We start from the raw sequence: 17705 nt of genomic DNA, 5'->3' as shown, positions 1-17705 counted from the left end.
TCCGACCACAGTGCTGGCACTGCATCGCGTTCGGTGTTCGCGCCGATGTACGCGCGCGCCGCGAGGACCACTCTTCATGGCAACCAATCGAAAGTGGAGGTCGCCATGTACGCCTCGTTCGCCATCATCGGAGGTGCTCTGACCGCCGTGTCCGCGGTACTGGTCCAGTTCCGGTCCGCCGACGTCCCGGACACGATGTGGAGCTACCCGTGGACCAGCGATGCCTTCGTGCTCGTCTGCGTGCTGTACGCCGTGTTCCACGCGCTCGTTCTCGTCGGTGTGCTGGGCTTCGCGCGCAGCGGCGCCACAGGCACGAGCCGAGTCGCCCGCACCGGTGGCGCGCTCGCCGTCGCGGGTACCGGTGTTCTCCTCGTCGCCGAACTGGCCTCGATCCTGTTCCGCGCGGACCCGCTCGACGCCACGGGGCCGTCGATCGTCGGCGGGGTCTTCGGGCTGGGCACCCTGCTGATCGGGGTCGGCTTCCTGATGGCCGGCGTCGCCACCGTGCGTGCGGGTCAGTGGCAGGGCTGGCGCCGTTATGTCCCACTGGCAGCCGGAGTCTGGACGACGGTGCTGGTCGGCCTCGCGGCGACCGGCGGGCTCACGCTCGGAGTGGGCGTCTACGGCCTGTGCATGCTGGCGCTGGGCCTCGCGCTGCGCACCCCCGTCGCGGCCACGCGAGCCCGGATCGCGGCGTCAAACCCGCAATGATCGGCGCGGTCTGCGTCTGGCCTGGGCCATGTCCTGCAAGTCTCGTTCGTGATAGTCACGCCGTCGGCGAACCACTTGACCGTGACTCTCATCGAGCGGCCTTGCAGGACACGGCCTGGGCCGTGGGTGCGCGGGCTCATGTCGGTGCTCGCGGGTCCGTCGTCGGCCGTCAGCTGGTACGGCACGTTCGTGGTCGGCGCCTTCGCGTCGCCAGCCGGCACTGCTCACCCGCCGGCCACACGAGGTCAGCGACGGGCAGTTGCAGCGGGCGTGCCTGGCGCGGGGGCTGGCGATCTCCCGCGACACGCTCCTGCTGGACCGCTGGGCCAACCGCACGGTGCGGAGGACCTCACCGCGCCGGCGTGATCCGGTGGTGTCAGCGCTTCCGGCTGCGGTAGGCGCGTTGTTGGCAACTTCGCGAGCAGTAGGCGCGTGGACGGCCCGAAACGGGTTGCTCGATCGGCCCGCCGCACATCGCGCAGGTTTCGTCACGTGTTCCCTCACGCTGAGCGATGCGCAGCTCGACGCCGTCGAGTAGGAGCGCCAGGCCGAACTCGAACGGGTCCGGCTGCTCGAAACCGCCCGTCTCCCACAGTGCGGTGAGGGTCGGGTAGCGGCTCATCCGCGACCAGAGCCCGTCGCGCGCGCCCCAGAACTCCTCGTCGCTCACCCCGCTGTCCCGCTCGGCGCGCGCCGCCTCGACCAGCGCCAGGGCCTCGGCGTCGAGGAAGCGGCCGAGCAGGCCCGCCGCCGCCACGACCTCCGCCGGCGGCAGGGGCGTGCTCGCCAGGATGCTCAGCAGGTGCTCGTAGTGCGCCAGCGCGTTCGGGCCCGGGAGGTGCCGCGTGCTGCGCTCCTCTGCCAGCCACGGGTGGCGTTTGCGCAGCTCCCAGCCGTGCCGGACGGCCGTCTCCATGCGCTCGCGCCACGGTGCGCCGGTGTCGTCGGGCGCGGGCGCGTCCAGGACGGCGTCGCGCATGAGGTCGACCAGGTGCTCCCGGCTGGGCACGTGCCGGTACAGCGACATCGTGGTGAAGCCCAGGTGCTCGGCGACCTTGCGCATGGACAAGCCCGCCAGGCCCTCCGCGTCGGCGACCTCCACCGCGGCGGCCACCACCCGGTCCTGGCTCAACCCCGGCCGGGCGTCCTCGTCGCGCCACAGCAGTTCGACCCGCTCGTTGTCCTTCGTCACCAGTACCTCCTGTTTATAGTATAAATGCGTTTATGGCATACACAACGGAAGTCCACGTGGCCCTCGACGGCGACGACGACGCCCCCGGCAGCCCGGAACGGCCCTTCGCCACGATCGACCGGGCGCGGAGGGCGGCCAGGGAGGCGGCGGGCGACGTGGTCGTCCACGTGCGCGCGGGCACCTACCCCGGGCCGTGGGAGTTCACCGCGGAGGACTCCGCGCGGGAAGGCGGCCGGATCACCTACCAGGCGAACGGGTTCGGCACGCCCGCGCAGGACGAGGTGGTGATCGGCGGCGGACGGGTGATCACCGGCTGGCGGGTGGGCGGTGACGGCGTCTGGGTCGTGGACGTCGGCACGCTCGACACCCGCCACCTCACCGTCGACGGTCGGCGCGTCGATCGGGCCGCCATCGACGGGATCCCGGGCGAAGTGAGTGAAAACGAGTCGGGTTACGTCACGGATGCTCGCCTCGACTGGCGAGCGGGCGTCGAGTTCGTCCACCGGGGCGTCTACCCGTGGACCGAGGCCCGGCTCGCGGTCGAGTCGGTCGCGGACGGCACGATCACCATGAAGCAGCCCGCCTTCTCCTGGGCCCGGCAGCTCTACAACTCCTCCTGGGACGGCCAGACCTCCTCCGGCCCCGGCCTGCCGACCCGCGTGGAGAACGACCCGTCCTTCCTCACCGCACCGGGCACGTTCGCCCTGGATCGCTCCCGCCCCGGCGAGCACGTCCTGCACTACCTCCCGCGCACCGGCGAGGACCCCGCCGCCACCCAGGTCGTCGCTCCGGAACGGGACACCCTGCTGGTGGCGACGGGGGCCAGCGGCATCTCCTTCCGCGGCCTGACCTTCGCCGACACCACCTGGCTGCGCCCGACCGGCGACCGGGGCTTCCTGCACTACCACGGCAGCGGCTTCCACGACGGCGGCCGGATCGACACCGTGGTCGTCGTGGAGGGCCAGTCCTGGCTGACCGTCACCGGCGAGCCGGAGACCGTCCCGGCGTCCGTGTCCCTGGTCGACACCACCGGCATCCGGTTCGAGGGCTGCCGCTTCACCCGCCTGGGCTCGACCGCGCTCGGCGTCACCGGTGGCGCGGACGCCGTGGTGCGCGGGTGCGGGTTCGACACCCTCGCCGCCGGCGCCATCACCCTGACCGGCACCTACCGGGCGGTGGTCGAGGACAACGAGATCCGCCGCGTCGGGCTCGACCACTCGGGCTCGCCCGGCATCGCCCTCCTCGCCACGGTGGACTGCACGGTCGCGCACAACCGCGTGGACGACGTCCCGCACTGCGGCATCGTGGGCGGCCCGGCGAAGGGCACGCGCATCCTGCACAACCACGTCACCGGCGCGATGGGGGTGCTGGCCGACGGCGGCGGCATCTACGTGGCCGGGCCGCAGGGCGAATCGCACGAGGACGGGGCGGTGGTGCGCGGCAACGTCGTCACCGACACCCGCACGCCGTACAACTTCGCCCTCTACACCGACTACGGCGCGGCGTGGGTGACGGTGGCGGACAACGTGGTGCGGCGCGCCGACAACACCGCTGTGCTGCACGTCCACCCGCCGCTGGACAACGTGGTCTACCGCGGCAACGTGTGGGACGCCGACCCGGTCGGCAGCGACGCCGTACCGGATTCGGTCACCTACGAGGACAACGCGACCCTGACCGACGCGGCCGACCTGGACGCCGCCGAGGCACGCGCGCAAGCCGGACCTCGCCGACGCTGACCGCACCCGGCCCGCGGCCCCTCGACGGGTCGCGGGTCCCTGTGGGGCGCCACAACACGGCTCAGCAGGTCATGGTCCGGCGGCAGCTCCGCCGGACCGACGTCCAGCCCGAACGCGGCGACGACGAACCGGGCGCTCGTAGTGCGCGGCAACGGGTCCGAGGTCACCACCAACGACGACGGGATCCCGCTGCGGGGCAACAACGCCCCACAATGCGTGCGCAGTCAGCACGATGAGCTCACATACACCGAGACGCACCGGCTGCTCGCGTCGTCGAACGGAGCACGGGCATAGCTGCCCCAGCGTTCGCTCAGCGCCAGCCCGGCCTCGGCCGCCAGCTCGTCGGTCTGCCCCGCGGTGAGGTAGCGCTCCACCCAGTAGGAGTACTGGAGCTGCCCGCCGGTCAAGGAGTGGCAGCCGACCTCGAGCGTCTGGTTCGCCTCGTCGTGCCGGTAGAGCTCGTACTCGAAGCCGTCGGGAGAGAGCTCGCAGACCCGGACTCCCTTGGCCCAGCGTGCTCTGCGGGTCTGTCCGGGTTGGTAGCCCTCGACCACCACGGCACCGCCGGGAGCAAGCAGCTGCGCGGCCCGGTGGAAGAACTGTTGCTGCTCCTCGCGTGAGTCCGCGTAGAAAAGCGTGTGGTAGACGCAGAAGACGAGACCGAACCGACCGGTCACGCCGGCTAGCGTCATGTCGCCCACGCCGGCCTCCACCTTCAGGTGAGGCGCACCGGCGAGCTTCCGCGCCAGCACGGCCAGCATCTTCGGTGACGGGTCGACGCCTACCACCGTGACACCGGCCTCGGCGAGCGGGATGGCGACCCGCCCGGTGCCGATGCCGACCTCCAGCGCGGGCTCGTCTCCGGCCAGCTCCCGCAGGAACGCGAGCTCGGCACCGGCGTAGTCCTGCTGCCCCCACCGCTCGTCGTACACCTCGGCGAACACGTCGTAGTAATGGGCCACCGCGCCGCCTTCCGAGTTGTTCAACGCCGTTCCGCCAGGGATGCCAGAGCTTTCCGGTCGATCTTCCCGTTCGCCGTCGTGGGGAACGAGTCGATCGCCACGATGCGGCTGGGCATCACCGACGACGACAAGTGCTGTTCCAGCGCGGACCGGGCCGCGTCGCACGACGAAGGCGCCGGCGCGTCCAGGAACAGTTGCAGCGTCTTGACCCCGTCGTTCGCGACGACCACCGCCACCGCGGCGCGCACCCCCGGCACGCCGGCCGCGAGCGACTCGATCTCGCCCAGCTCCAGCCGGACTCCGTTGAGCTTGACCTGGTTGTCGTTGCGGCAGAGGAACTCCAGCTCGTCGCCGTGGGCACGCACCAGGTCTCCCGTCGCGTACATGCGAGCACCGGCGACCGGGGAGAAGGGGTCGGGCACGAACCGTTCCGCCGTCAGCCGCGGCCTGCCCCGGTAACCGGCGGCGACCGCCGGCCCGCCGATGAACAGCTCTCCCTCAGTTGCCCGATCACCGTGCTCGTCGAGCACGTACACCGTCGCGTGGTCCATGGCGCTGCCGATGCGCACCGCGCCGGGCGTGGCTCGCCAGGCCGTGGCCCACACCGTCGCTTCCGTTGGGCCGTAGACGTTCCATGCGGTCAGCCCGGCCAGCTGTGCGGCCAGGCCGGGTGGCAGGACATCACCTCCGCACAGCAGCGTCTGCTCGGCGCTGAAGGTGGCACCCGCGTCGAGGAGGAGGCGCCACTGCACGGGCGTGGCCTGCACGAGCGTCGGCTGCACCGCGTTGATCAGCCTGGCCAGCGACCGCGGTCGCAGCAGCCAGGTGTCCTGGGCGACGACGCACGTGCCACCCCAGCTGAGCGGGAGGTAGATCTCCAGCCCGGCGATGTCGAACGTGAGCCTGGTGCCGAACAGCACCCGTTGCGGCGCTGACGGGGGCAGCAACGCGGCCGTCGCGTCGAGGAACGCGACGACGTTGCGGTGCGTGACCTCCACGCCCTTGGGCCGGCCGGTCGAACCCGAGGTGAACATCACGTACGCCACGTCGTCCGGTTCGCTCGCGCTCGGCTGCCGCAGCGGCTCGTCGTCGAGCTCCTCCGGCCGCACCACCGGCACGCCGCCGGCGGTGCAGGCCTCCAGGCAGGACTCGGAGGCGACCACGCAGACCAACTCCGCGTCGGACGCCACGAACTCGAGCCGCGCGGCCGGGGAACGGCCGTCGAGCGGCACGTAGGCGGCGCCCGCCATGAGAGTTCCGAGCAGCACTGCGATCATCTCGGTGCCGCGGTCGAGGCACACGCCGACCGCGTCACCCCGGCGGACTCCGAGCCGCACCAGGCCGGCGCGCACGCCGGCGGCACGGGTGAACAGCTCCTCGTACGTGATCTCCCGGTCCCCGTCGAGCACCGCGACACGGTCGGGATGGCGGCTCGCCACCTCGGCGCACACCCCGTCCACCGTCGGGGATCCGCCGTGCGGCCCCGGTGTGCGCGGGCCGGCCTCCGCGGCGACCGCCAGGGCCTGCTCGCGGTCGGTCGCGGGCCCGAGCGCACACCAGCCCTCCGGCGGCCGGCGATCCGCCCGCCAGATCGACCGGTCGCCGCGCTCGTTCGACACGGGCAGCCACAACGTCATCAGCCCGCTCCTCATCCGCCGAACTCGATCGTGCCGTCGCGCCGGCCGCTCTCGACGAGTCGCCAGTAGGTGAAGGCGGCCACCAGCGCCCAGCCGATGCCCACCACGATCTCCAGCGCGATGCCACGCAGCACGTCGCTCGCGGACCCGTTGCCCAGTGCGGCTCGCACGGCGCCGAGGCCGTGCGTGAGCGGGAGCAGCTGTGCGAGGGACTCCAGCGGCGAGGGCCAGAACGACACCGGCACCTGAACGCCGGTGAGCAGCATGAGCCCGATGCTGCCCACACGACCGATGAGGTTGCGCGCCGCCATCGCCCGCAACGCGAGGCCGCCCAGCACCAGCCCGAAGAAGTACACGCTCACGGCGATCACCGCGATCAGCGGCACCACCGCGAGCCTGGTGCCGAGCGGCAGCTGCACGCCGAGGAACTGCGGCAGCACCAGCAGCGAGATGGTGCTGCAGGCGAGCCCGTCCAGCAGCCACTGCACGCTGCGGCCCGTGAAGACCGTGAACGGCGCGGCGGGACTCGCCACCAGCAGCGGCAGCGTGCCGGACATCCTCTCCCAGGAGGTGCTGGCGCACACCAGCATCACCACGTCGGCGATGATGAAGACGCTGTTGCCGATCACCAGGTACTCGACGACCCGCGGGTCACCGATCAGCTTGCCGACGAAGGCGAACAGCGTGACCTGGAACAACATCCGCAGCAGCCAGGCAAGTCCCCACGATTTCCACGTGTAGGTCGCACGCAGGTCCGCCATCGCGCTGGCGAACGCGTACCTCAGCACCCGTGCGGTGTTCCTCATGCGAATCCCACCGAACCGTTCTCGCGCACGCGTTTGAACACCGCCCTGGTGAGCAGATGACCGATGCCGAAGCCCAGCACACCGAGCCCGACGATCACGCCGAGCCGCGCGGGAGCCGCTACCGGTTCCTCGGCGCGCAGGCAGTCCCGCAGGAGATCGGACGCCCACGACAGGAAGATCGCGTTCGAGACGGGCCGCAGCCACTCCGGCAGCAGCACGACCGGCACCACCGTTCCGCCGAGCAGGTAGAAGGGGTAGGACAACGAGTTCTGGAAGATCCGCGCCGAGCGGGCGAGCACGAACAGCGGTGCCATGATCGACGCCGTGCCGACCATCGAGAACGCGGTGCACGCCAACGTCAGCACCAGCAACCCGGCGTGCGGCACCGGGAACGTCACCCCGAACACCAGCCAGGCGATCAGCGCGCTCTCGACCAGCCCGAGGAAGCTGATCATCGTGACGGTGGCGATCCGCCCCAGGTACGCGACCTGGTAGGGCGCCGGGGCTGCGAGCACCCCTTCGAGGGTGCCCTCCCAGCGGTCGGCGTCGATCAGCTCACCGGACACGAACAGCGCCGTCGCCCAGATGGTCATCAGCGCCGCGCCCATCACCGCGTACGGGGCGAGGTCCGCACGGCCGGCGTTGCCCATGATGGCCAGGAACGCCACCGTCAGCAGCGGAATCGTCACCAGCGACATGAGATAGTCCGGCTCCCGGCGCACCACCTGCGCCTGGAACCTCATCGCCGCGAGGAAGAGGCCGATCACCGCACCGCCAGCCCGCGGTCACCGATGACGTGGAGGTAGACCTCCTCGAGGCTGGGCCGCGAGGTCGACACCGCGCTGACCCCCGCGTCGACCAGCGTGCGCAGCACCCTGGCGGCCGCACCCTCCGCGTCCACCGAGACCAGCACCTCGTCGTCGTTCTCGACACGCACCTCGGACACGCCCGGCAGGGCGCGCAACCTCGCCAGCACCTCGTCGGGCACGCCCTGGGCCCGGACCCGTTCGTACTTCGACATCCAGCCGCCGATCGTCCTCGGCGACTCCGTGCCGATCACCTTTCCGCCGTCGATGAGCGAGACCTTGTCGCACACCGACTCCGCCTCGGCCATGTCGTGCGTGGTGATCAGGATCGACCTGCCCTCACCGCGCAGTTCCGCGACCAGCGAGCGGAAGTCCCGCGCCGCCACCGGGTCCATGCCGACGGTCGGTTCGTCCAGCAGCAACGTCCGCGGGTCACCGATGAGACCGCGGGCCAGGTGCAGACGTTGTTTCATGCCGCGGGAGAACGTCTCGACCGCGTCGTCGGCGCGCTCGAGCAGCCCCATCCTCTCCAGCAGCTCCGCGACCTGTGCCTTGGCCATCCGCGTCGGCTGCTGATAGAGCGCCGACCAGTACATGAGGTTCTGCCGCGCGGTGAGCCTGGTGTAGAGGCCGCGCTCACCACCGAACACGATGCCGATCCCCTGCCGCACCTGCTTGGTCTCGCGCACCACGTCGAAGCCGTTCACCAGCGCCGTGCCCGACGTGGGCAGCAGAACCGTGCTCAGGATCTTGCACAGCGTCGTCTTGCCGGCACCGTTGGGGCCGAGCAGGCCGTGCACCTCACCTTCCTCCACCACGAGGTCCACCGCGTCGAGTGCGAGCCGCGGCTGCGCACGACGACGGGTGAACTCCCGGGTGAGACCGCGTACCCGCACCGCCGCCGTGGTCACCGGTCCTCCAGTTCGCTGAAGCGCCGCATGTCGAAGAAGCGCTCGAACATTCCCTGCCGCCACCGGTGCACCGGACCGTCGTTGTCCCACACCTCGTGGAGGTACTCGACGGAGTCCGGCCGCAGCTCCTCCAGGAAAGCCGCCGGCACCCGGTTCGGGAACAGCACGTCCACGTAGTGCGCGCTGAAGTACACCTCCCGCGTCAACCCCAGCGCGCGAGCCCGTTTCACCACCGTCGCGAGGTCCACCCGCGAGCCGGCCCCGCTGATCATGCCGAGCAGGTCGATCGCCTTGTACAGCACGAGGTCCTTGGTCGTCTCGACCTCGCTCAGGTGGACGGCCTCGCGCTGGAAGTGCACGCACACGAACAAGAACATGTCGTCGTGGTCCAGCGTCCACAAAGGATCGCCACTGGCACCCTCGACCTGGATCCGCCTGGACAGCAGCTCTGCCACGGCGTCGTCACTGTTGTTGCTCGTCAGCAGGTCGATGGAGAAGTGGACGTCCACCTCGTGCGCGCCGTGGATCAGAGGTTCGCCGATCACCCCGACGTACGGGAACGTCTCGTGGGAATGCACGGCGTGCAGCAGGATCTCGCTGCGGGAGGCCGGCTGCACGACGCGTTCGACGGGGTCCCAGACGCCCTGGAGATAGCCGAGGTCCCGCAGCACCTCGCCCACCGCGCGCAGATCCTCGCGGTGGAACAACAGGTCGTTGTCGACGTAGAGCCGGACCGCGGGGTCGGGGTATGCCATGGCGGCGACAGCGGCGCCCTTCATCATCGCGCAGCGGATTCCCGCCTCGTCGAACGCCCGCATGAGCCGTGCCGTGCCACGGGTCTGGTCGATCCCGTACATGCGCTGCGCCTCGTAGTTGATCTGCAGGCTGGGCACGACGTAGTAGGGCCGCAACGCCTCCAGGGCGTCGACCCCAAGACCCGAGAGGTTGAGCCACGCGGTGCCCACGGTCCGGTGGGCGAACAGGATCCCCAGCACCTGGTTCCAGTCGAGCACGCCGGTGATGCGCTCGCGCAGCGCGGACCGCTCGTCCGGCGTGAGCTCCGGCGTGGACAACAGCAGCGCCAGCTCGATCTCCGGGGACGCCGTGTCCCTCGCGGTGGCGTGTGTCTGCATCTGCTCCTCAGTTTCTCTGGTCGACGTCGAACCCACGCAGCACCGCGGCGATGCGGGCCAGCGGTTCCGGCTGCATGGCGTCGGCGTGGCTCGCACCCAGCGGATGCTCCACCACCGTGTGTGCGTGCGGTAGCCAGCGCCGCGCCGACAGCTGTGCGTCGTCCGGCCAGTCCGCGCGGAAGAACGTGAGCGTCCCGTCGAACCAGCGCGGTTCATGCGCCACGGCGGCGCGGGTGTTCGCCGTCCACACCTCGCTGATCCGTTCCACCTGCCGGTCGTCGAGGTCCAGTCCCGCGCAGACCTCCCGCACCTCCTCCGGCGTGGCCCGCTCCAGCAGCGCGCCGCCCGGTGCCACGCCGGCGTGCGGATACCCGTCGACGACGGCGAGCAGATCGACCACTTCTCCCTCTTCCCGCAGCAGAACGGCCATCTCGTGGGCGAGGTTGCCGCCGAACGACCAGCCGACGAGCCGGTACGGCCCGGCCGGGCGCACCGACCTCAGGATCTCCACGCACCCGCGGGCGAGCTCGGCCAGCGTGGGCTCGGCGCTGAGCGTGCCGGTCAGTCCCCGCGCGTGCACCCCGTAGAGCGGGACGTTCCTGAGGTGCTTCACGAACGGGTAGTAGCACCAGCTCAAGCCGGCGGCGGGGTGGATGAAGAAGATCGGCGGCCCGTCGCCGTCGCGGATCCGCAGCAACGGCCCCGTCTCCGCACCGATCTCGCGCTCGATCCGGCCGACCAGCTCTCCGGCCGTCGGCGCGTCGAACACGTCGTGGACCGCCACCCGGACGCCGAGGACGGACCTGATCCGCGCCACCGCCCGCACCGCGAGCAGGGAATGCCCGCCCAGCTCGAAGAAGTTGTCGTCCGGACCGACCCGTTCGACCCCGAGCACCTCGCCGAACAGCTCGCACAGCAGCTCCTCGCGCGGCGAACGCGGCGCGCGTGACGCCGTACCCGTGCGCCGGCGTGGTGCCGGCGGACGGCCCCGGTTCCGGCTGCTGTCGGTGGTCACCGGCAGTCGGCCGAGGGAGTCGTCACCACTCACGCCGACCTCGGTGATCGGGAGGTGGGACGCCGTGAGCAACGCGCGCAGCAGCCTCGTGTACTGCTCGGCGAGCCGCTGCGCGGTGGCCAGGTCGAACAGGTCGACGGCGAACATCAGCGCGCCGATCAGCTCGTCCTGCCGTTCGGTGAAGGAGAAGTTCAGGTCGAACTTGGCGGTGTCGAGCCCCGCGACCGTCGAGGTGACGTCCAGGCCCGGCACGGCGAACTCGTCACCGGTCTCCTGTTCGAAGGCGAGCATCACCTGGAACAGCGGGTGCCGTGCGTTGGTGCGGACCGGGTTGACGATCTCGACCACCCGGTTGAACGGCAGGTCCTGGTGGTCGTACGCCGCGACGTCGACCTCCCGCAGCCTGCCCAGCAGCTCGTCGAACGACGGCGCGCCGGCCAGGTCGTAGCGGAACACCACGGTGTTCACGAAGAACCCGACGAGGTCGTGCACCGCCGCGTCGGCGCGACCGGCCGTGACACCGCCGATCGGGATGTCCGTCGCGGCGCAGAGCCTGCCGAGCAGGACGGCGAGCACCGCGCGCAGCACCATCGGCGTGCTGGCCTGCCCCGCTGCCGCTGCCTGCCGCACCAGGGCGTGCAGGTCGGGCGGCAGCTCGATCGGCACCCAGCCGCCCTCGTGTCCCGGCTTGCCCGGTTGCGGCCGGGCGGGCAGCTCCAGCCGCTGCGGCACACCGTCGAGCGCCCGCCGCCAGTACGCGGCCTGGCGTCCGGCGATGCCGGCCGGATCGTCCTGCGCGGCCAGCATCTCGGCCTGCCAGAGCGCGTAGTCCGCGTACCGCACCGGCAACGGCTCCCACGCCGGTGCCTCGCCGCGGCACCGCGCGAGGTACGCCTCGGCGAGGTCGCGCCGCAGCGGCCCCAACGACCAGCCGTCCGCCGCGATGTGGTGCAACAGCAACAAAAGTGTGTGTTCGTGCGGCCCGGCGGCGAAGAGCCACGCCCGCGCCGGGATGTCCCGCGTCAGGTCGAACTCGTGGTTCGCCGCGGCGCCCAGCTCTCGCTGCAGCTCCTCCTCCGCGCCGACCTCGACCACCGTCGTCTCCGGCACGACGTCGAGCACTTCCTGCCAGGGCACACCGTCCACCTCGGGGTAGCGGGTGCGCAGCGGCTCGTGCCGGCGGACGACGTCAGCCACCGCCGCGACCAGCGCGTCCCGCTCCAGCGCTCCGGTGAACCGCAGCACCACCGGCAGGTTGTACACCGGACTCGGGCCGTCGAGCTGGTGCTGGAACCACATCCGCGCCTGCGCGGCGGACAGCGGAACGCGCTGCACCGAGGGACGCGCGACGATCGGCGGACGGGCGGCACGACTACTCTCGTCGAGCCGCGCGCCCAGCGCGGCGGGTGTCGCCGAGCGGAACACCTCGGCGATCGAGAGCTCCACCCCGAACGCGGCCTTGACCCTCGCGAGCAGACCCACCGCGAGCAGCGAATGCCCGCCCAGCTCGAAGAAGTTGTCGTCGGCACCGACCCGATCGACCCCGAGCACCTCGCCGAACAGGTCGCACAGCAGGCGTTCCCGCGGCGAACGCGGCGCGAGCGACGCCGTCCCAGTGCGCCGCCGCGGCGCGGGCAGCCGGCGCCGGTCCAGCTTGCCGTTGGCGGTCACGGGCAGGTGGTCGAGGAAGACGAAACCGGTCGGCCTCATCTGGTCGACGAGCATCGCGCGAGCGTGTTCGACCAGTGCGGCTTCGAGTGCCGCCGGGTTGCGCCAGGCCGGTTCCCGCGGGTTCTCCGCGCGTCGCGACGGCGGCGTGCCGGGCCGCACCGCGTAGACGTTGCGCAGCGGCGTGTCGCTCAGCGGGGAGGAGACGTCGACGGACACGGCGAAGCCCTGCGCCGTCAGCAGCGCCACGACCTCGTCCGCGCGGCCGTGTTCGTCGTGCACTTCCACCACGACCTGCCGGACCCGTGGCCAGTGCTCCGGCCGGACGCCCAGCAGCACCTTGAGCTCGCTCCGCTCGGCATCGATCTTCAGCAGGTCGACCGCGTCCACCCGGTGTTCGTCGATGACGTCGGAGACCGTCCGCAGCTCGCACCTGACCAGTTGGCGCTCCTCGATGCGCCGCGCCACGAGCTCGCTCAGCTGGGCCGCCACCTCCTCGGTGACGTCCCGCGCCACCTGGGCGTCCACGAGCTGCCGGTCCCCGGCGGCCTCGCCGTAGCGGCCGGACAGCATCGACAGCTGCGGGTAGAAGGTGAACTCGGCCTCACCGGGCACGTCGGCGAGCCCGCAGTTGAACAACCGCGTGGTCACGCCGTGGATCTCGGTGTTGATCGCGAGCTCGCGGAAGAGGTCCGGGATCGGTTCGAACGCGTACACCACCGCGTCCGGCGCGTATTTGTTGACGAACAACGAGAACACACCGATGTGCGCTCCCACGTCGAAGACGACGGCACCCGCACCGATCGTCACGCCGTGCCTCAGGTACTCGCGGCGCTCGAAGATCTCCTCGTGCAGGAACCTCACCTCGGCGTCACCCCGGCCGACGAGCACCGCACCGCCGGGCAGCTCGTGCCGGGGCAGGCCGGTCAGCGCGCCGCCCTGCTCCAGCGCCGCCAGCCGGCGCACTGGTGCCGCCGACCGCGCATCCGGCACGACGTAGGCGACGAGCGCACCTTCGCGCGCGACCACCGCGGCGTGCTCGACCCCGGGATGCCGGGTCAGGACCGACGCGACCTCGCCGGGTTCGACCCGCACACCCCTGATCTTGACCTGGTCGTCGGCCCGGCCGAGGTAGACGAGCTCTCCCGACCGCGTCCACTTCACCAGGTCGCCGGTGCGGTACATGCGGCCGTCGCCACCCGGCTCGACGCGAAACCGCTCGGCCGTCAGACCGGGCCGGTTCAGGTACCCGCGGGCGACCTGGACGCCCGCGAGCCACAGCTCTCCCACGACCCCGACCGGAACCTGCCGCCCGCGCGCGTCCAGCACGTGCGCCCGCGTGTTCCACACCGGTGCGCCGATCGGCACCAACCCGCGCGGCGGCCGCGCCGGATCGAACCGCCAGCTCGTCACGTCGACCGCGGCCTCGGTCGGCCCGTAGAGGTTGTACAGCGCCGCGGACAGCACCTCCGCGTACCGCTCGCACAACGCCGACGTCAGCTCCTCACCGCTGCAGATCACCCGGCGCAGGCTGCCGCACGCCGCGGCGTCCTCGCCCGCGAGGAACACCTGCAGCATCGACGGTACGAAGTGGACGGTCGTGACCCGCTGCTCGGTGATCACCCGGCACAGGTAGTCGGGGTCCTGGTGGCCACCTGGCACCGCCACGACGAGGGTGGCACCGGTGATCAGCGGCCAGAAGAACTCCCACACCGACACGTCGAACCCGGCCGGGGTCTTCTGCAGCACCCGGTCGTCGCGGCCGAGACCGAACTCGGCCTGCATCCACAGCAGACGGTTGACGATCGACCTGTGCTCGATCACCACGCCCTTCGGCCTGCCCGTCGAGCCGGACGTGTAGATGCAGTAGGCGGCATCGGTACCGCTCCGCGCCACCCGCGGCGGCTCGGCCGGCGGCAGCTCGATCTCGTCCACGGCCAGCACGGTGTGCGCTGTGCCCGACAGCCGGTCGGCCTGTTCGGCGAATGTCAGCACCGCAACGGGTTTCGCCTCGTCGAGCAGGTCCGCGACGCGGGCCACCGGATGTCCGAGGTCGATCGGCAGGTAGGCGGCACCGCTGCGCAGCACCGCGACCAGCGCCACCACCAGCTCGACCGACCGCGGCACCGCGACCGCCACGAACGTCTCCGGCGCAGCGCCGCGGTCGGCCAGCAGCGCGGCCAGCCGACCCGCCCGCTCGTGCAGTTCCGCGTACGTGATCTGTTCCTGCTCGAAGACGACCGCCACCGCGTTCGGGGTGCGGCGCGCCTGCTCCTCCAGCAGTTCGGTGAGCGTGACGTCTGGTACCGCCACCTCGGTGTCGTTCCACGCCGCGAGCAGCGCGCGTTCGTCGTCGGTCACCAGGTCGATCTCGGCGACGGGACGGTCCGGTTCCGCGGTCATCGCGTCGAGCAGGAGGGCGAACTGGCGCGCGAACCGCTCCGCCGTGGCCCGGTCGAAGAGCGCCGTGCGGTAGGTCAGCGCCACGTCGAGTGCGCCGTCCACCACGGCCGTGCTCAGCTCCAGGTCGTAGGGCGACGTCGGGGCGAGCAGCTCCACCCGTTCCAGCACGTCCGATCCGGTGTCCCCGGCCGAGAGGTCGCCGTGGTGCACGTGCACGACGTCGAAGATCGGGCTGCGTCCGGCCTCGCGATCGGGGTGGACGGCGGCCGCCACCTGTTCGAACGGCGCGTCCTGGTGTTCGTCGGCGCTCACCAGCCCGCCGTGCACGGTCCGCAGGAGCTCGCGGAACGTCGTGTCCGGTGCCACGTTCGCCCGCAACACCACCGTGTTGACGAAGAAACCGACCACATCGGACATGTCGGCCCGTCGGCGACCGCTCAGCAGCGTGCCGATGGTGACGTCCTCCTGGCCGCACTGCCTCGCGAGCAGGGCCGTGAAGGCGGCGGCGAGGGCGCTGGGAAACGCGCACCGGCTCCGGAAGGCGAGGCGCTGCAACGCGAGCGTCGTCGCCGGAGACAGGGTGAACACCACCTGGTCACCGGACGAGTCGTCCACCGCGGGACGTGGGCGGTCCAGCGGGAGGCTCAGCGGCTCGAACCCGGCGAGCTCGCGGCGCCAGTGCTCGACGTGCCGCGCGGCGTCGGCGGCCTCGTCGTGCTGCCTGGCGATGTGATCGGTGAACCTGCCCGGTGCGACCGGGAGGTCCATCGATCGGTCCGCCACCGCCGCCTCGTACAAAGCGGACAGTTCACGCGCGATGATGCGCAACGACCAGCCGTCGACGAGGATGTGGTGGGCCACGAGGCACAACACGTCACCGCCTTGCGGCAGATGCACCACGATCGCCCGGATCGGCGGAGCCTCGGACAGCACGAACGGCCGGTCGGTGAACGCACCCGCGACGGCTCGCCAGTCCGCGGCGGTCGCCCGCTCCAGCTCGACGGTGCGGCCGGTGGTGTCGAGGGCGCGCGGCTTCCCGTCCTCGTCGGCCTCGAACCGCCACCTCAGCACCTCGTGCCGGGACACCAGCACGTCGAGCGCGCGACGCAGTGCCGCCAGGTCGAACCCGCCGCGGTGCGCCAGCGCCAGCGGCAGGTTGTAGGCGGTCTCCGCCGGATTCATCCTCTGGATCAGCCACAGCCTTTGCTGGCCGGACGACAACGCGATCCCGTCACGCACACAGACCCCCAACCCCGTGTCGAACGCCGGTCAGGCGGCCAGCACCTGATTCAGCAACGTCCACAACGCACCCGGCGTGCGGAAGGCCGTCGCGGCCAGCACGTCGTCCGGGAACTCCACCCCGAACCCGTCCTCGAGGTCCACCAGGAGGCGGATCATCGCGAGCGAGTTCAGCCCGTGGTCGGCCAGCGCCAGGTCCGGCGTGATCGGCGTGTTCGCGTCGAGCAGCGGCAGGTGCCGCCGTACGACCGTTTCGAACTCGGGCAGCCATTCGGTGGCCATGCTGGCTTCCCTTCAGATGAGAGTGACCGGCCTGTCCATCAAGGACAGTGCGCCGGTGACCTTGAGCAGGCGCTCGTTCGCGATGTTCAGCGACGCCGAACGCAGGTCGCGGAAGTGGCGTTCCAGCGGGAGTTCGGACGTCTTGAGGTAGCCGGTCGCCATCCCGCACAGCTGCACCAACCGGTCCACCGCCCCGAACGTGAGCTCGGCCGCCGCGACCTTGAGTGTGTTGAGGTGGATCTGGGTGGCGGTGTCGTCGAGCGGGCGTCCCTGCGCCCGGTGCGCCGCCACCTTGTCGCACACCTGCCGCAGGTATCCGCTGACCAGCTCCAGGTCGATGCGGACCCGCGCGAGCCGTTCGGTGACCAGGTCCGAATGCGGGTCGAGGCCACCGGGCTTCGCGGCGGACCGGATGAGCCGCACCACGTCGGAGAGCGCGGATTGGGCGGCGCCGAGCCAGCACGCCGACCACGCGACGTGGGCGACGGGAACCATGCTCGCCAGCGCCACGCGCCGGAAGCCGCCGCGTTCCCCGACCACCTGGTCCGGTTCGACCTCACCGGTGACGCGCATGCCGACGCTGCGGGTTCCCCGCATGCCCATCGGGTCCCAGTCGCCGGTGACCTCGAGGCTGAGCTGGTCACGGTCCGCGTACACGAGGGTGACGCTGTCCGCGGAGGACTCGGCGCTGTCCCGCATGGTGATCAGGAACCCGTCGGCGTGCTCGCCGCCGGTGACGATCGGCGCCTTCCGGTCCAGGGCGAGGGTCCCCGTGCCGCCGGTCAGCGAGGCGGAGGCCCGCAGGATCTGCCCGCCACTGCCCGGTTCCGTCGTCACCGACGCGATGAAGACCTCGCCCGCGGCGACGCGGGGCAGCAACCGCTCCGCGAGGCGTGCGTCCGCGAACGCGACGATCGAGTCCACCTGCTGCGAGTGCATGGCCCAGATCATCGCCGTCGACGCGCAGCCGTGTGCCAGCACGCGGCCGACCTCGGCGACGTCGTGCACGCCACCGCCCATTCCGCCGTGTTCACGGGGGACGAGCAGTCCCATCAGCCCGCTGTCCCGCAAGGCGCGCAACGCTTCGACCGGAAACGCGGCTTTCGCGTCAACCTCACGCGCGTGCGCCCGCAGAAGAGGCACGAGTTCGCGCGCGACATCCGCCGCAGCTGCCTTGGAATACATCGCACCAGTCCCCGGCACA

The 17705-nt window shown here is 71.3% G+C and carries 12 protein-coding genes; 2 read left to right on the top strand and 10 right to left on the bottom strand.

Annotated elements, in window-relative coordinates; all coding sequences use genetic code 11:
• Window positions 1–105 precede the first annotated feature (105 nt).
• Window positions 106–711 carry a hypothetical protein gene (locus SK803_RS14205; RefSeq protein ID WP_319966440.1) on the top strand — a complete coding sequence of 202 codons (606 nt, stop codon included), beginning with the start codon at window positions 106–108 and terminating at the stop codon, window positions 709–711.
• A 376-nt stretch (window positions 712–1087) separates the two neighbouring features.
• On the opposite strand, the gene SK803_RS14200 is transcribed toward SK803_RS14205, so the two are convergent.
• Window positions 1088–1903: a TetR/AcrR family transcriptional regulator C-terminal domain-containing protein gene (locus SK803_RS14200; protein WP_319966439.1), complete on the bottom strand. Its 816-nt coding sequence runs from the start codon at window positions 1901–1903 to the stop codon at window positions 1088–1090.
• Between the two features lie 32 nt (window positions 1904–1935).
• Here SK803_RS14200 and SK803_RS14195 point away from each other — a divergent pair, with 32 nt between their 5' ends.
• A complete protein-coding gene (locus SK803_RS14195; RefSeq protein WP_319966438.1) occupies window positions 1936–3639 on the top strand; it encodes a right-handed parallel beta-helix repeat-containing protein in 1704 nt (567 codons plus the stop codon).
• A 224-nt stretch (window positions 3640–3863) separates the two neighbouring features.
• Here SK803_RS14195 and SK803_RS14190 read toward each other — a convergent pair whose 3' ends face one another.
• The 9 genes from SK803_RS14190 to SK803_RS14150 are packed head-to-tail and all read right to left on the bottom strand — an operon-like array spanning window position 3864 to window position 17686.
• Entirely contained in the window at window positions 3864–4625 is a 762-nt protein-coding gene (locus tag SK803_RS14190) for a class I SAM-dependent DNA methyltransferase (protein WP_319966437.1), read from the bottom strand.
• Complete coding sequence (locus SK803_RS14185) at window positions 4622–6238, bottom strand: amino acid adenylation domain-containing protein (protein ID WP_319966436.1); 1617 nt, start codon at window positions 6236–6238, stop codon at window positions 4622–4624. Before SK803_RS14185 ends, SK803_RS14190 begins: the two co-directional genes overlap by 4 nt.
• Window positions 6239–6249: 11 nt before the next feature.
• Complete coding sequence (locus tag SK803_RS14180; RefSeq protein WP_319966435.1) at window positions 6250–7044, bottom strand: ABC transporter permease; 795 nt, start codon at window positions 7042–7044, stop codon at window positions 6250–6252.
• A complete protein-coding gene (locus SK803_RS14175; RefSeq protein ID WP_319966434.1) occupies window positions 7041–7811 on the bottom strand; it encodes an ABC transporter permease in 771 nt (256 codons plus the stop codon). The genes SK803_RS14180 and SK803_RS14175 overlap by 4 nt, the downstream gene beginning before the upstream one ends.
• On the bottom strand, window positions 7808–8761 hold the full coding sequence (locus SK803_RS14170) for an ABC transporter ATP-binding protein (protein WP_319966433.1): 954 nt from the start codon (window positions 8759–8761) through the stop codon (window positions 7808–7810). The genes SK803_RS14175 and SK803_RS14170 overlap by 4 nt, the downstream gene beginning before the upstream one ends.
• The gene (locus tag SK803_RS14165) at window positions 8758–9894 is read right to left on the bottom strand and encodes a nucleotidyltransferase domain-containing protein (RefSeq protein WP_319966432.1); all 1137 of its coding nucleotides are present in this window, start codon (window positions 9892–9894) and stop codon (window positions 8758–8760) included. Before SK803_RS14165 ends, SK803_RS14170 begins: the two co-directional genes overlap by 4 nt.
• 7 nt (window positions 9895–9901) lie before the next feature.
• A complete protein-coding gene (locus tag SK803_RS14160; protein ID WP_319966431.1) occupies window positions 9902–16219 on the bottom strand; it encodes a non-ribosomal peptide synthetase in 6318 nt (2105 codons plus the stop codon).
• Window positions 16220–16249: 30 nt separating this feature from the next.
• Window positions 16250–16501 (bottom strand): acyl carrier protein, encoded by a 252-nt coding sequence (locus SK803_RS14155; RefSeq protein ID WP_319966430.1) that lies wholly within the window; start codon window positions 16499–16501, stop codon window positions 16250–16252.
• A 12-nt stretch (window positions 16502–16513) separates the two neighbouring features.
• Window positions 16514–17686: an acyl-CoA dehydrogenase family protein gene (locus tag SK803_RS14150; RefSeq protein WP_319966429.1), complete on the bottom strand. Its 1173-nt coding sequence runs from the start codon at window positions 17684–17686 to the stop codon at window positions 16514–16516.
• Window positions 17687–17705: the final 19 nt, after the last annotated feature.

This window comes from Lentzea miocenica, from assembly GCF_033949945.1.
Lineage (GTDB): Bacteria > Actinomycetota > Actinomycetes > Mycobacteriales > Pseudonocardiaceae > Lentzea > Lentzea miocenica.
This window is presented reverse-complemented; position numbering and strand designations above follow the sequence as displayed.

Coding starts and splice junctions, on each gene's coding strand:
- SK803_RS14205 (WP_319966440.1), top strand. CDS start 106: ATGTACGCCTCGTTCGCCATCATCGGAGGTGCTCTGACCGCCGTGTCC.
- SK803_RS14195 (WP_319966438.1), top strand. CDS start 1,936: ATGGCATACACAACGGAAGTCCACGTGGCCCTCGACGGCGACGACGAC.
- SK803_RS14185 (WP_319966436.1), bottom strand. CDS start 6,238: ATGACGTTGTGGCTGCCCGTGTCGAACGAGCGCGGCGACCGGTCGATC.
- SK803_RS14180 (WP_319966435.1), bottom strand. CDS start 7,044: ATGAGGAACACCGCACGGGTGCTGAGGTACGCGTTCGCCAGCGCGATG.
- SK803_RS14165 (WP_319966432.1), bottom strand. CDS start 9,894: ATGCAGACACACGCCACCGCGAGGGACACGGCGTCCCCGGAGATCGAG.
- SK803_RS14155 (WP_319966430.1), bottom strand. CDS start 16,501: ATGGCCACCGAATGGCTGCCCGAGTTCGAAACGGTCGTACGGCGGCAC.
- SK803_RS14150 (WP_319966429.1), bottom strand. CDS start 17,686: ATGTATTCCAAGGCAGCTGCGGCGGATGTCGCGCGCGAACTCGTGCCT.